The following is a 14634-nucleotide window of genomic DNA, read 5'->3' on the forward strand; positions in this document are numbered from 1 at the left end:
GGCAGAGGGGATGTCGGGGGGGGGCGGGGCTTGCCCCTCCTCCGGCGCTCTGAAATAGTTGCCGCCGGGGAAGGGACCGCGTGACAACCATAGAAACGGCCAGGCGCGCGCGGTACGGCGCGTTCATCAGCTACAACCATGCGGATCGCGCCCGAGCGCGCTGGCTGCACCGCGCATTGGAGCGCTATCGCATCCCCGCCCGGCTGGTCGGGCGACCGGCGAGCTTCGGGCCGGTGCCGAGGCGGCTGGGCCGGATCTTTCGCGACATCGACGAGCTGCCGGCTGCCAGCGACCTGAGCGCTGAGGTGTGCGCCGCGCTGGCCGAATCGGCCTGCCTGATCGTCGTCTGCACGCCTGCCGCCGCCGCGTCCCAATGGGTCGCGCGCGAGATCGCGCTGTTTCGCGAGCTCCATCCCGATCGCCCGGTGCTTGCCGCGCTGTTCGACGGTGATCCCGTGGAGGCGATGCCGGCGACGCTGCTCCACGGCGCCGACGGCGTGGGGCCGGAGCCGCTCGCGGCAGACTTCCGCGAAGGGCGCGACGGGCGGCGGCTGGCGCTTCTGAAGCTGGTGGCGGGCGCCGTCGGCGTGTCGCTCGATGCGCTGGTTCAGCGCGACGCCCAGGCGCGGGTGCGTCGCGTGACTAAGGTCACGCTCGCGGCGGCGGTGCTGCTGTTAGCCATGGCGGCACTGACGATCCTGGCCGTGCGGGCCCGCGGGGAAGCGGAACTGCGACGGTCCCAGGCCGAGGGGCTGGTGGAATTCATGCTGACCGATCTGCGAGGGCGGCTGAAGGAAGTCGGCAGGCTGGACGTGCTGCGCGCGGCGAACGAGCGGGCACTCGCTTATTATGGGGAGCAAACGCTGCAGGACCTGCCGCCCGACATGCTCGCGAGAAGGGCGCGCGCGCTGATGACGATGGGCGAGGATGCGCTCGAGGCGAAGGACAGCGCCCGCGCCCGGGCCGCCTTTGTCGAGGCCAACCGGGTCACCGGCAGCCTGGTCCAGCGCGAGCCCAAGGCCTATGATATCGTCTTCGCGCACGCGCAGAGCGAATTCTATCTGGGCCTGCTGCATTTCGAGGCCGACGACTTTGCCCGCGCGGAGCCGCATTTCGAGGCCTATGCCGCGCTTGCCCGTCAGCTGATGGCGCTCAATCCCGCCGACCCCCGCAGCGCGGAGGAAATCGCCTATTCGAGCGGCAATCTCTGCTCGCTGCGGATGAAGCAGCATTCGGTGCGCTGGATGGTCGCGCTGTGCCGCGATGCGCTGCGTGCCAGCGAGGCGCTGGCGAAGCGCCAGCCCGATGCGGACCAGCGCTGGCGCGACGTCGCCAATCGTCAGGGTTGGCTGGCCGACGCCGAACGGGAGTCGGGCAATCCGGGCGAAGCGCTGCGTCTGCGCCGGGAACAGGTGGCGCTGATCGGCCGGCTCGTCGACCACGATCCTCGCAACGCGCGCAACCGACGCCTGCTGATCTGGGCGGAGCGTGCGCTCGCCAAGGCCGAGCAGCGGGCGGGCAACGGCGCGGCCGGCGCGGCACGGATGCGCCGCGCGGTGGCCGAGCTGCGAGCAATGACTGCCTTGGATACAGAAAATCAAGAACTGGCAACTAAATTGAGGGAGATGCAGACCGAGCTTGCCAATATGGAAAGGGGAAAAGAATGATCGGCCAATATCCGCTATCGGTATACCCGCCTTCTAGCATACAACTTGTCAAGCGTTTCCAGATATATGCCAGCGGATCCGGGGGTGATCCGATGCAGAGTCTGCAGTTTCATATCATTGGGTATGAAGAAGTGGACCGTATCGGCAATGGCAAGCCGGTGACTGTCGATGATGACTTCACGAAGATCGTCCGGGATTTCGTGATGGCGCCTGCCAATGTCGACGGACCCGCGCCGACGCCCGACAATCCGAAGCCCGGCGTCGTCCCGACGCAGCTCGACTTTGTGGTGCGTCAGCCGTGCTGCGTGATCCTGAAGCTGATCGGCGACTACTGGGAATACACGCCCAACAGCCTCTATGTGAGTACCAAGCACGAATATCCCGACGGTAAATATCGTCGTGCGTTCCCGGTCCTCGACAACAAGGGACGGATTGCGGCCGTCGGCTTCTTCGTGGAGTATGTAACCCCGCCGCAGGATCGGCGCACATGCGACGGCCTCAATCTCTATGTCGATTTCGTGCACGACACTTATCGGCTGCCGCTGATCATCGATCCCGATGTCGAGAATCGCGGCGACGGCGGCTGATCGCGGTCGTGCTGCATGCTGTAAGGGGGGGGGTGGATGAGGGCGAACCGGGTCGGATGACGTCAAGCGTGCTTGCGATAACCGCCCAGGCGCGTGCCGGTGCGCTCGATCGTGCCTGGCAGATGTTCCGCGATGCGGGGTTCGACCGTGTCGCGGACGATCCCGCCGTGCTCAGCCTCAAGGGGCGACTGCTCAAGGACGAAGCGTTGCAGCTCACCGGCGCGGCGCGGCGGGAGCATGCCCGTGCCGCCGCGGCCGCCTATGCCGCGGCCGCCCAGCTGGCGCCCGCCCCCTATCCGCTGATCAACGCCGCCACGCTGGCGCTGATCGCCGGCGACCTGCCCGGCAGCCGGAGCCTTGCCGCCGATGTGCAGGAGCTGCTGCAGGCCGGCGTGCCGGACGAGACGCCCTATTGGCTGGCGGCGACCGAGGCGGAAGCGCTGCTGCTGGCGAACGACGTAGCCGGGGCCGAAGCCGCACTCGGGCGGGCGATCGCGGCCGCTCCCCGCGCCTGGGAAGACCATGCCTCGACGCTGCGCCAGTTCGGGGTGATCCTCGCGGAGCAGCGCGCGCCGGCCGACTGGCTCGACGCCTATCGCCCGCCGCGCAGCCTCCATTTCGCCGGTCATATGCGGCTGCCCGAGGATGGCGGCGTGCTTGCCGGGTCGATCGACGCGCTGCTCGAACGCGAGCAGGTCGGCTTCGGCTATGGCGCGCTCGCCGCCGGGGCGGATCTGCTGATCGCCGAGCGGCTGATCGCGCGCGGCGCGGAACTCCACGTCGTGCTCCCGGGCGACGTCGCCGCCTTTGTCGAGCGTTCGGTGCGGCCGCACGGCGCTGCCTGGGTCGCGCGGTTCGAGGCCGCACTGGCCGAGGCGGCGAGCGTGCAGGAAATGGGCGAGGCGAGCAGTGCCGCGTTCATGCCCTCGGTGCGGCTCGCCGATCTCGTCGCGATGGGGCGGGCGACGATGCAGGCCGGGCTTCTCCAGTCGGAGGCGGTGCAGCTGCTGCTCGGCCCCGGCTCGACCGAGGATGGCGGGCAGAGCGCGCATGCCGGCGGGCTATGGCAGCAGGCCGGACGACGCCAGCATCTGGTGCCGTTGCACCTGCCGACCCCGGCGCAGCCGGCCGAACCCAGCCCGATCCAGATCGTCGCGGTGATCGCGGTGGACCTGCTTGCCGGCGACGGCGAGGGGTTCGCCGCACTCGATCGGGACGTGGCGGACCGGCTGCCGGCGCTCCACCGCGCGCTCGAGGACACGCCGCCGATGGTGGTGCGCTGGTCGGCGCGGCGTCTTCTGCTCGGTTTTTCCGGCACCGTCGCCGCCTGGGCGGCGGCGCGGGCCATCGCCGCCGCGCTCGCGAGCACGGGGCCCTTGCGACTGGCGCTGCATGTCGGGCTCGCCACGCCGGTCAACGATCCGATAACCGCAGCGCCGGTGCTGCTGGGCGACGCCTTCGACCTCGTCGAGCGGATCCTCGGCGTCACCGCGGCAGGGGCCATCTTCGCCAGTGAGGCTTTCGCCGCCAGCCTCGCCGCGTGCGAGACGGATCCGGGGCGTGCCGAGCTGGTGGGGGAGATGGCGCTGACCGGCCAGGCGCCGATCGCGCTCTATGCGCTGAAGCCGCGGCTCACACGATAAGCGCCTCGAGGCGGGCAGGGGCGACGATCTCCAGCCCGTCTTCGTGGCGACAGACGATGCCGCGCCGTTCCAGCGCGGAGACGGCGCGGGATACGGTCTCGCGCGCCGTCTGCACCCGCAGCGCGAGGTCCGACAGCACCGGCGAGGGGCGGATCCAGCGCCCGTCGCCCGCCCGTGCCATCCGCAGCAGTTCGGCATGGACGCGCCCGGTGGCGGACAAGGTGAGCCGGGCGGAGACGAGCTGGGTCAGCGCGCCGAACTGCCGCACCATCGCCCGTGCGAGCACCACCCCGATACGGGCATGGCGCTCGGCAAGTGCATAAAAGTCGGCGGTGGCGAAGCTGGCGATGAGGGTGGGTGCGATGGCGAGGATCTCGGCCGCCTGCTCGCGCCCCGGATCGACGCCGCCGAAGATGTCGCCGGGGCGGTATTCGCCGACCTGCAGCACCCGACCGTCCAGGGTGACCATCGCGGCCCGCGCCGCGCCGTCCAGCAGCACCATCACGCGCCCGCAAACGGCGCCCTGATGGATCAGCGTGGTACCCGACCCGTGGCGCCGAGTAGACGCCGCGGCGACCAGATCGCCCGCGACCGCCTCGCTGCACGCGAAGAGCCGGGCGAAACGGTCCGCCAGATCGATGTCGTTCGCTGCCCCCACGGCCTGGATGGTCACTGTCCCGCCTTTGTCGCCACCATGTGGACTGGGGGCCAGCGTGGCAAGTCCGATCCGGATATGCGACAACGAATTCGGATGTTTTTGCCGTGCCGGGTTCAGGCCGGCTGCAGATCGAGGGCGAACACGGCGCCACCGCCTTCCGCATTCGCGGCGTGAATGGAAACCTGCATCGCGCCGGCAAAGCCCTTGGCGATGGCCAGTCCCAGGCCGCTGCCGCCGGTCCGGTCGCCGCCGGTGCCGCGTGCGAAGGTTTCGAAGATGCTGGACTCCTCGCCCGGTGGCAGGCCGGGGCCATGGTCGCGCACGGCGAGCTGCACGCCATCGGGCCGACGCGTGCCGATGATCTCGATCTCGCCCGCGCCGCCATGGACCGCGGCGTTGGACAAAAGGTTGAGCAGGATGTGGTGCAGCAGCCGTGGATCTGCGCGTACCAGCGGCAGGTCCGGCGGCACGCGCAGCACCAGCGCCCGTCCCTCCAGCACGTCGCGCAGATCGTGCACGGCAGCCGCAGCGGCGTCGGTCAGGTCGATCGGCTCGAGGCTCAGCGCTATCGCGCCCGCATCGATGCGGACCATGTCGATCAGATTGTCGAGGAAGCGCCGCAGCCGGGCGACTTCGGCTCGGGCGATGCCGGTGGCGGCCTCTTCCGGGTGCGCGGCGGCGAGCGCGTCCACCGCGGCGGCGACCGAGGTGAGCGGGGTGCGCAGGTCATGGCCGATCGAGGAGAGCAACGCGGCGCGCAGCCGGTCGCGTTCGCGCAGGATCGACACCTCGCGCACATCCTGTTCCAGCCGCAGCCGTTCGTGCGCTAGCGCCGCCTGGCCGAGCAGGGTGGAAAGCAGCAGCGCGCGGTCTGCGGTGATCGGCTCGCGGCCGTCTGGGGCGGCAAGCCCGATTACCGCCAGCACGCCCATGCTGGTGCGCAAGGGGTGGAACTGCCAGTCGGCAGCGATTAGCGTTCCGGTGCCGACACCACCCGCCTCGCCGCTGCTCCACGCCCAATCGGCGGCAGCGTGGTCGACCGCGCCGAGCGGCGGGGCGTCCTCCGGACAGCTGGCAATCCGTTCGAGCACCCCGTCGCGGCGGGTGAGCAGGACGACCGAAAGGTCGAGCATCCGCGCGACCTCCTCGCACACGACGCGGCTGGTCGTCTCCGGATCCGAGGCACGGGCGAGCGCCTGGCCGAAGGCCGCGACGGCGGCATTCTCCTGCGCGCTCCGGGTGCCCAGCGTCGCCCGTGTGCGTAGCCTTGCGGTGAGGTTGGCGGTGAACAGCGCGATCGCCTCCAGCACGAAGAAGGTCAGCACGCTTTGCGGGTCGCCGATCGTGAAGGTGTAGAGCGGCGGCAGGAAGAAGAAATTATAGGCCAGGCCCGCCATCGCCGCCGTCGATACGCCGGGGCCGAAGCCATAGCGAAAGGCGATCAGCACGACCGGCAGCAGGAACAGCAGATCGGTGCCGCCCGCCCCGATCAGCGGCAGCGTCAGGGTGCCGAGCGCCACCGTGAGCGCGACGGCCAGCGCGCCGGCCAGATGCTCCTGCCAGCGGCCGAGCGCGGGAAGGGGCCCGCGCTGCCGCTCCCTGGGGCGACCCTCGGCGGCGGGAAGGACATGCACGGCCAGACCCTCGACGGAGCGCAGCATCGATTCGACCACCGATCCATGGCGCAGCTCGAACCACCAGCTGCGGCGCGACCGGCCGATCACCAGCTGGGTCGCGCGCATGCCGGTCAGGTGGGTCCGCAGGCCGTCGATGACGGTCGCGGCGGGGACCGTGGCAACGGTGGCGCCAAGGCTGCTCGCCAGCTGCAGCGTGTCGGCGACGCGGCGGCGCTGCTCGGCATGGAAACGCTCGGCGCGCGGCGTTTCGATGAATACGACCTGCCAGGATGCCCGAAGCGCATCGGCCAGGCGCTTGCCCGCGCGCACCAGCCCGTCGCCGCCGGGCAGTTCGCTCACCGCCACCAGCACCCGCTCGCCGGCGGCAAAGGTACCCGGCACCGCCAGCGCATCGAGATGGTCGAGCATCGCCCGGTCGACGCTGAGCGCGGCGCGGCGCAGCGCCATCTCGCGCAGTGCCGAGAGATTGGCCTTGGAGAAGAAGTGGGCGAGCGCGCGGCTCGCCTCGGCGGGGACATAGACCTTGCCCTCCTTCAACCGGTCGATCAGCTCGTCGGGCGGCAGGTCGACCAGTTCGATCTCGGCATCGTCGAAGATCGCGTCGGGCACCGTCTCGCGCACCCGTACCCGCGTGACGCTGGCCACCACGTCGTTGAGGCTTTCGACATGCTGGACGTTGAGCGTGGTGTAGACATGGATGCCCGCATCGCGCAGCTCCTCCACGTCCTGCCAGCGCTTCGGGTGGCGGCAGCCGGGGGCGTTGGTGTGGGCGAGTTCGTCGACCAGCACCAGCGCCGGGCGGCGGGCGAGGATCGCGTCGAGATCCATTTCCTCCAGCCGGTGGCTCTGATGCTCCACCGCCTTGCGCGGCAGGACTTCGAAGGGGGTGACCAGCGCCTCGGTTTCCGCGCGGCCATGCGTCTCGACCACGCCGACCACCACGTCGCTGCCGCCGCGCAGCCGTTCGGCGCCTTCTCGAAGCATCTCGTACGTCTTGCCGACGCCCGGCGCCGCGCCGAGAAAGATCTTCAGCCGCCCGCGCGCCTCACGCTGGGCTTCGCGCAGCAGCGCATCGGGATTGGGGCGGTCGTTCATCGCCGCCCTTGGTAGTGTGCCTGCCGGTCCGACGCCACGGCCGTGCACGCGACTATATGGAATCTTAATGCCCGCGCGCCGCTTTCGCCGTCGAAGCTTAACGGCCGGCGGACCTAGATCGCGTGCCACACCGCCACCCGGCGGCATGCAACAAGGGCCAACCCCATGTCCGACATTCTCTGGCTCGCCGCGCTCGGCGGGCTTTTTCTGCTGACGCTGGCCTTCGTCCAGCTGTGCGTGAAGGCCTGAGCGATGGGCCTGCACCTGATGCTCGCCGGTGCGACCGCGCTCGCGCTGCTCGTCTATCTGGTCGCGGTGCTGCTGCGGCCCGAGCGTTTCTGAGGAGGGCCGCATGACACTCCAAGGCTGGGGCTTCATCGCCCTGTTCGTCGCCATCCTGGCGGCCGCCGCCAAGCCGATGGGCCTGTGGCTCTTCGCGCTCTACGAGGGGCGCCGCACACCGCTCCACCGCGTGTTCGGCCCGGTCGAACGCGGCATCTACCGCATCGGCGGGATCGATCCGCACGCCGAGCAGGGCTGGCGCACCTACGCGCTGCACCTCATCCTGTTCAATCTCGCGCTTGCGCTGCTCACCTATGCGGTGCTGCGCCTGCAGGCGGTGCTGCCGTGGAACCCGCGCGGGCTTGCCGGCATGAATGCCGACGGCGCGTTCAACACCGCGATCAGCTTCGCCACCAACACCAACTGGCAGGGCTATGCGGGCGAATCGACGCTCTCCAACCTGTCGCAGGCGCTGGGGCTGACGCTGCACAATTTCACGTCCGCTGCGACCGGCATCGCGATCGCCTTCGCGCTGTTCCGCGGCTTCGCCCGCAAGGAAGCGCGCGGCATCGGCAATTTCTGGGCCGATTTCACCCGCGTGACGCTGTATCTGCTGATCCCGGCCTGCATCGTCTATGCGCTGTTCCTGGTCGCCTGCGGCGTGCCGCAGACGCTGGCCAGCAGCATCGATGCGACCACGCTGGAAGGCGCGCGCCAGACGATCGTGCTGGGGCCCGTCGCCAGCCAGGAAGCGATCAAGATGCTCGGCACCAATGGCGGCGGCTTCTTCAACGCCAACTCGGCGCATCCGTTCGAGAACCCGAGCGCGCTGACCAACCTGGTGCAGATGCTGTCGATCTTCCTCGTCGGCGTCGGCCTCACCTGGACCTTCGGCAAGGCCGTGGGGAACACCCGCCAGGGCTGGGCGATCCTCGCCGCGATGGCGGTGCTGTTCCTCGGCGGCGTGGCGGTGACCTATGCGGCGGAGTCCGCCGGCAACCCGGCGCTGCATGCGATCCATGTCGCCGGTGCGAACATGGAGGGCAAGGAGACCCGCTTCGGCATCGTCGGCAGTTCGCTGTTCGCGGTCGTCACCACGGCGGCCTCGTGCGGCGCGGTCAACGCGATGCATGACAGCTTCACCGCGCTCGGCGGCCTGATCCCGCTGTTCAACATCCAGCTCGGCGAGATCGTGGTCGGCGGCGTCGGTGCGGGCATCTACGGCTTTCTCTTGTTCGCCATTCTCTCGGTGTTCGTCGCCGGGCTGATGGTGGGGCGCACGCCGGAATATGTCGGCAAGAAGATCGAGGCGCGCGAAGTGAAGCTGGCGGTGCTCGCCGTCGCCGTGCTGCCGCTCTGCATCCTGGGCGGTGCGGCACTGGCCTCGGTGCTGCCGGCGGGTTTGGCGGGCATCGCCAATAACGGCCCGCACGGCTTCTCGGAGATCCTCTACGCCTTCACCTCCGCGACCGGCAACAACGGCTCGGCCTTTGCCGGCCTCTCGGCGAACACGCCCTTTTACAACGCCATGCTGGGCATCGCGATGTGGCTCGGCCGCTTCTTCGTGATCGTGCCGGTGCTGGCGATCGCCGGCAGCCTCGCCGCCAAGAAGCATGCCGCCGGCGGCGTCGGCGCCTTCCCGACCACGGGGCCGCTGTGGGTGGGGCTGCTCGTCGGCATCATCCTGATCCTGGGCGGCCTCACCTTCCTGCCGAGCCTGGCGCTGGGGCCGATCGCCGATCACGTCACGCTGCTCCGCGGCCAGCTCTTCTGAGGACGACACGCAATGTCTGCACCCAAGTCCATCTTCGCGGCCGAGCTGATCGGCCCGGCCATCGGGGACGCGTTCCGCAAGCTTTCCCCACGCGAACTGATCCGCAACCCCATCCTGTTCACGACTGCTGTCGCGGCGCTGCTGCTCACGGTGCTGCTGGCGCTCGGCGGCGAGCCGCTGCCGGTGGGGTTCCAGGTCCAGCTGATCGTCTGGCTGTGGCTCACCGTGCTGTTCGGCACCTTTGCCGAGGCCCTGGCCGAGGGCAGGGGCCGCGCCCAGGCGGCGTCGCTGCGCGCCACCAAGTCCGAGCTTGAAGCCAAGAAGCTGACCGGCGTCGGCGAGACCTGGCGCAAGGTCGAGGCGCATCTGCTCGAGCGCGACGACCTCGTGCTGGTCGAGACCGGCGACCTGATCCCGGCGGACGGCGAAGTCGTCGAGGGCGTCGCCTCGGTCAACGAGGCCGCGATCACCGGCGAAAGCGCGCCGGTGATCCGCGAGGCGGGCGGCGACCGCTCGGCCGTCACCGCGGGCACGCGCGTCATTTCCGACAAGATCATCATCCGCGTGACCCAGGATCCCGGCAAGGGCTTCCTCGACCGGATGATCGCGCTGGTCGAGGGCGCCGAGCGGCAGAAGACTCCGAACGAGATCGCGCTGACCATCCTGCTCGTCGGCCTGACGATCATCTTCCTGATCGCGGTGGGCACGATCCCGGCCTTCGCCACCTATGCCGGCGGCGCGATCCCGGTGGCGGTGCTGGCGGCGCTGCTGATCACGCTGATCCCGACCACGATCGCCGCGTTGCTCTCCGCGATCGGCATCGCGGGCATGGACCGGCTGGTGCGCTTCAACGTGCTCGCCAAGTCGGGCCGCGCGGTGGAGGCGGCGGGTGACGTCGACGTGCTGCTGCTCGACAAGACCGGCACGATCACCATCGGCGACCGTCAGGCGAGCGCCTTCCACCCGCTGACCGGCGTGGAAGAGCGGACGCTGGCCGAGGCGGCGCTCACCGCCAGCCTTGCGGACGAGACGCCCGAGGGCCGCTCGATCGTGACGCTGGGACGCGAGAAGTTCGCGTTCGACACGAAGCTCGATGCCGATGCCGAAGTGATCCCCTTCACCGCGCAGACCCGCAGCTCGGGCGTGCGCCAGGGCGACACGGTGATCCTGAAGGGCGCGGTCGACTCCATCCTCAAGATGGATCCGGACGCCGCCGGTGCCGCCGAACTCAAGCGCATCACCGACGGCATCGCACGCGGCGGCATGACCCCGCTGGCGGTGACGCGCAACGGCCGCCTGCTCGGCGCGGTGGCACTGAAGGACGTGGTCAAGGCCGGGGTGCGCGAGCGCTTCGCCGAGCTGCGCCGGATGGGCATCCGCACGGTGATGATCACCGGCGACAATCCGCTCACCGCCGCCGCCATCGCCGCCGAGGCGGGCGTGGACGACTTCCTCGCCGAAGCCACGCCCGAGGACAAGCTCGCGCTGATCCGCCAGGAACAGCAGGGCGGCAAGCTGGTCGCGATGTGCGGCGACGGCACCAACGACGCACCCGCGCTTGCCCAGGCCGATGTCGGCGTGGCGATGAACACCGGCACCCAGGCGGCGCGCGAGGCGGGCAACATGGTCGATCTCGACAGCGATCCGACCAAGCTCATCGAGATCGTCGGCCTCGGCAAGCAGCTGCTGATGACCCGCGGGGCGCTCACCACCTTCTCGATCGCCAACGACGTCGCCAAATATTTCGCGATCATCCCGGCGATGTTCGTGGCGCTCTATCCCGGCCTAGGCGTGCTCAACGTCATGGGCCTTTCGAGCCCGACCAGCGCGATCTTGTCGGCGGTGATCTTCAACGCGATCATCATCCCGTTCCTGGTGCCGCTCGCGCTGAAGGGCGTGACCTACAAGCCGATGGGGGCCGGCCAGCTGCTCGCCCGCAACCTCGCCATCTACGGCCTGGGCGGACTCGTCGCGCCGTTCATCGGCATCAAGCTCATCGATCTGGCCGTCGCCGGCCTTCACCTCGCCTGAGGATTACCCATGTTCCGTACGCTTCTTTCGTTCGCGTCGCTCACCGTCGTCGCCGCTCCGGCCTTCGCGCAGGACAGCGTGCCTGCCGCCCCGGCGGCCGCCGGGGCGGCAGCTCCCGCGCTGTGCACCGACCGCCCGACCAAGTCGAACTTCGCCTGCACCGTGCCGCAGGGCATGGTGCAGCTGGAGACCGACATCGGCAACTGGACCCGCACCGATGCGGGCGACACCCGCGTCGACACCGTGCTCTACACCAACCCGACGCTCAAAGTCGGCCTGACCGGCTCGACCGACATCGAGGCCAGCATCGCGCCCTACGAGACCGTGCGCACCCGCACCGCGGAGGGCACCCAGACGCTGCGCGGCGTCGGCGACCTCACGCTGCGGCTCAAGCAGCGGCTCACCGATCCGGCGGGGCAGGTGCAGATCGCCGTGCTGCCCTTCGTCAAGATCCCCACGGCGAAGACGGGCATCGGCAACGGCCAGACCGAGGGCGGGGTGATTGTGCCGGTCAACATCGCGCTGCCCAAGGGCTTCACGCTCACTTTCGGCCCCGAGGGTGACATCCTCGCCGACAGTGACGGGCACGGCCACCATGCCCAGCTGGTCGGCACCGCCAATCTCGGCAAGGCGATCACGTCGAAGTTCACGCTGATCGGCGAGTTCTGGGTCGCGCGGAACTTCGATCCGGCGGCCTATGTGACGCAGACCTCCGCCGACATCGCCGCGACCTATCTGCTGCGCCCGACGCTGCAGCTCGATCTCGGCGCCAATTTCGGCCTGAACCAGGCCACCCCCGATGCCCAGGTCTATCTGGGCGTCTCCACCCGCTTCTGAGGAGGATATCGCCATGCGTTCCGATCTCGTTTCCGGCCTCCGTCCCACGCTTCTGTTCACCCTGATCTTCGCCGCGTTGCTGGGGATCGTGTATCCGCTGGTGGTGACCGGCGCCGGGCAGCTGCTGTTCCCGGCACAGGCCAATGGCTCGCTGGTGCGCGACGATGCCGGCAAGCTGCGCGGCTCGATGCTGCTGGGGCAGAGCTTCGCCGGTGACCGCTATTTCCAGGGTCGCCCCTCGGCGGCAGGCAATGGCTATGACGCGCTCGCCTCGAGCGGCTCGAACCTGGGCCCGGCCTCCAAGAAGCTGAGCGATCGGGTGACCGCCGACCAGAAACGCCTGGGTGCCGACGCCCCGGCCGACCTGCTTCAGGCATCGGGCTCGGGCCTCGACCCCGAAATCAGCCCCGAAGCCGCGCGTTTCCAGGTCGCGCGCGTCGCCAAGGCACGGGGCATTGCGCCTGACCGCGTCGCGCAGCTGGTGGAGGCGAACGTGCAGCGCCCGCTGTTCGGCATCATCGGCGAACCGCGCGTCAACGTGCTCGCGCTCAATCTCGCGCTCGACCGGCAGGGCGGCGCTCGCTAAGCCAAGCCATGGCGAGCGCAACCAAGGTCCTGATCGTCGAGGACGACAGCCATATCCGCCGGCTGCTGCGCGGGGCCCTCACCCGCGCAGACCACCAGGTGATCGAGGCGGCGACGGCGCGCGAGGCGATCGCCGCCTTCGGCATCGACAAGCCCGATGCGGTGCTGCTCGATCTCGGCCTGCCCGACCGAGACGGCATCGAACTGATCCAGCAGGCCAAGGCGGGCGGGGCGGCGGTGATCGTCGTCTCGGCGCGCACCGACACCAGCGAGAAGGTCGCAGCCCTCGATCTCGGCGCGGACGACTATTGCACCAAGCCGTTCGATACGGAGGAACTGCTCGCCCGCCTGCGCACCGCGCTCCGCCACCGGCTCGCCGGATCGGCCGAGCGCGAGCAGCTGGTGATCGGGGCGGTCGAGATCGACCTGCTCCACCGGCGGGTCCGGAAGAATGGCGAGCCGGTGCATCTCGCGCCCAAGGAATATGGCGTGCTGGCGCTGCTGGCGGCGCATCCGGATCGAGTGATCGCGCACGGGCAACTGCTTCGCGACATCTGGGGCCCGGCGCATGTCCAGCAGCTCGATTATCTCCGTATCGTGGTGCGCAACCTGCGTCAGAAGCTGGAGGCGGATCCCGGTCGCCCGCAGCTGATCGTCAACGAACCCGGCGTCGGCTACCGGCTGGTCGGCGGCTAGCAGCGTCCGTCGCAGGGAACGGCGCAGGGCTGGCGTACGCCCTCCCGCCAGTTGGCGAGGTGGGCGCCGGCGAGGCACAGGCTCCCCGCCACGGTCAGCCCGGTCTCGAACGCCGCCTGCCAGGGCAGCGCCACGCCGAGCAGCATCCAGTGGAATGCGTCCCCAGGCGCGAAGCGTGCGGCGAGCGCGGGCAGCGCTGCCAGCACCAGCGGCAGCGCCAGGCAGTGGAGCATGCACAAAGCGGAGGCGCAGATGCCGATCCGGTCCAGTCGCCTCTGCCACCGCACGCCTCCCAGTTCCGACAACCGCATGCACCGTCCTTCCCGCCGCCGAACGGCTTGTACGCTGTTCCTGAACGCCATGGAGATGATACAACATATCATTCTTTCAAGGAGGTCGGCGTGTTTCATCCCGTGCCCGCGCTGCCGCGCACCGGACCAGGGCATTCGGTTTCGGAGGTTTCTCGCTCCTGGCCCGCGATTTCCGCGGGCGGGGCGCATGTCGACGGGAGTCTCTGTCTCCCGTCCAGGGCGCTGCGCGGGCATGGCATGCGCCGCCGCTGGGGGACGGCGCGATGATCAGTGTCGCGCCGGCGCGGGCCCTTGCGTCGTCCCCCCTCGCGATCGAACGCTGCGACCCGGAGGTGTTGCAGCTGGTGACCCGCCCGGAGGTGCATCTGGTAGTCTGGCGGCGGCCGCTGCCCGCCTCGCTGGAGTGGCTGTCCCGGCTCGACTGGTCGCGGATCGACGATCTCGATTTCGTCGCCGGGGTAGACCGCCTGGAGGCGGAGATCGGCGGGGGGCTTGCCGAAGCCGGCTACCCCGCCGGTGCCCGCGGCGACGCGTTGCTCGACGAAATCGCCGGCCATGCCCGCCGCTTCGCCGCGATCCACAGCCTCGATGCGGTCACCATCCGGCTCGAGGTCATCGATACCGATGCATGCCGCAAGTTCCACGCGGATTACGTCACCGCGCGCCTGCTCGCCACGCTGGTCGGGCCTGGTACCCAGTGGATCTACGGCATCGCGCCGACGGACGCGCCCGTTCGCCAGCTGCGCACCGGCGACGTCGGCATCTTCAAGGGACGCCTGGGCGCGGACCCGCTGGCCATTCTGCATCGCTCGCCGCCGCTAACGGACACCG

Annotated in this window: 13 protein-coding genes; 10 read left to right on the forward strand and 3 right to left on the reverse strand. The window is 69.6% G+C overall.

Going from position 1 to position 14634, the window contains the following annotated elements; genetic code table 11:
• The first annotated feature begins 80 nt into the window (after positions 1-80).
• The 3 genes from KK7_RS20600 to KK7_RS21560 all read left to right on the forward strand — a co-directional run bounded on the left by KK7_RS20600 (position 81) and on the right by KK7_RS21560 (position 3897).
• On the forward strand, positions 81-1667 hold the full coding sequence (locus tag KK7_RS20600) for a toll/interleukin-1 receptor domain-containing protein (RefSeq protein WP_010545045.1): 1587 nt from the start codon (positions 81-83) through the stop codon (positions 1665-1667).
• A gap of 92 nt (positions 1668-1759) precedes the next feature.
• The gene (locus tag KK7_RS0112800) at positions 1760-2254 is read left to right on the forward strand and encodes a nucleotide synthetase (protein WP_010545046.1); all 495 of its coding nucleotides are present in this window, start codon (positions 1760-1762) and stop codon (positions 2252-2254) included.
• 68 nt (positions 2255-2322) lie between these two features.
• Positions 2323-3897, forward strand: a complete 1575-nt coding sequence (locus tag KK7_RS21560) for a TRAFs-binding domain-containing protein (RefSeq protein WP_158000005.1) — start codon at positions 2323-2325, stop codon at positions 3895-3897.
• Here the strand turns inward: KK7_RS21560 and KK7_RS20610 are convergent.
• Together KK7_RS20610 and KK7_RS0112815 are read right to left on the reverse strand one after the other, a co-directional pair.
• Entirely contained in the window at positions 3887-4570 is a 684-nt protein-coding gene (locus tag KK7_RS20610; protein WP_010545048.1) for a Crp/Fnr family transcriptional regulator, read from the reverse strand. The two genes, KK7_RS21560 and KK7_RS20610, sit on opposite strands and share 11 nt — an antisense overlap.
• Before the next feature lie 98 nt (positions 4571-4668).
• Entirely contained in the window at positions 4669-7287 is a 2619-nt protein-coding gene (locus KK7_RS0112815; RefSeq protein WP_010545049.1) for a sensor histidine kinase, read from the reverse strand.
• 252 nt (positions 7288-7539) lie between these two features.
• Here KK7_RS0112815 and kdpF point away from each other — a divergent pair, with 252 nt between their 5' ends.
• Genes kdpF through KK7_RS0112850 form a run of 6 tightly spaced genes read left to right on the forward strand, consistent with a single transcriptional unit; the run spans position 7540 to position 13492 of the window.
• Positions 7540-7629, forward strand: coding sequence for a K(+)-transporting ATPase subunit F (gene kdpF, locus KK7_RS20615; protein WP_019368916.1), 90 nt, complete (start codon positions 7540-7542; stop codon positions 7627-7629).
• A gap of 10 nt (positions 7630-7639) precedes the next feature.
• Positions 7640-9343: a potassium-transporting ATPase subunit KdpA gene (gene kdpA, locus KK7_RS0112830; protein ID WP_010545050.1), complete on the forward strand. Its 1704-nt coding sequence runs from the start codon at positions 7640-7642 to the stop codon at positions 9341-9343.
• Between the two features lie 12 nt (positions 9344-9355).
• Positions 9356-11374, forward strand: coding sequence for a potassium-transporting ATPase subunit KdpB (gene kdpB / locus KK7_RS0112835; protein ID WP_010545051.1), 2019 nt, complete (start codon positions 9356-9358; stop codon positions 11372-11374).
• Positions 11375-11383: 9 nt separating this feature from the next.
• Positions 11384-12211, forward strand: a complete 828-nt coding sequence (locus KK7_RS0112840) for a transporter (RefSeq protein ID WP_010545052.1) — start codon at positions 11384-11386, stop codon at positions 12209-12211.
• 13 nt (positions 12212-12224) lie between these two features.
• The gene (kdpC, locus tag KK7_RS0112845; RefSeq protein WP_010545053.1) at positions 12225-12797 is read left to right on the forward strand and encodes a potassium-transporting ATPase subunit KdpC; all 573 of its coding nucleotides are present in this window, start codon (positions 12225-12227) and stop codon (positions 12795-12797) included.
• 8 nt (positions 12798-12805) lie between these two features.
• Positions 12806-13492, forward strand: a complete 687-nt coding sequence (locus KK7_RS0112850; RefSeq protein ID WP_010545054.1) for a response regulator — start codon at positions 12806-12808, stop codon at positions 13490-13492.
• Here the strand turns inward: KK7_RS0112850 and KK7_RS0112855 are convergent.
• Complete coding sequence (locus KK7_RS0112855) at positions 13489-13803, reverse strand: MerC family mercury resistance protein (RefSeq protein ID WP_083836088.1); 315 nt, start codon at positions 13801-13803, stop codon at positions 13489-13491. The genes KK7_RS0112850 and KK7_RS0112855 overlap by 4 nt on opposite strands.
• A 263-nt stretch (positions 13804-14066) precedes the next feature.
• Between KK7_RS0112855 and KK7_RS20620 the strand changes: the two genes are divergently transcribed.
• The coding region (locus KK7_RS20620; protein WP_010545056.1) for a DUF1826 domain-containing protein at positions 14067-14634 on the forward strand (568 nt) is incomplete at its 3' end.

Source organism: Sphingomonas elodea ATCC 31461, assembly GCF_000226955.1.
Classification (GTDB): Bacteria; Pseudomonadota; Alphaproteobacteria; order Sphingomonadales; family Sphingomonadaceae; genus Sphingomonas; species Sphingomonas elodea.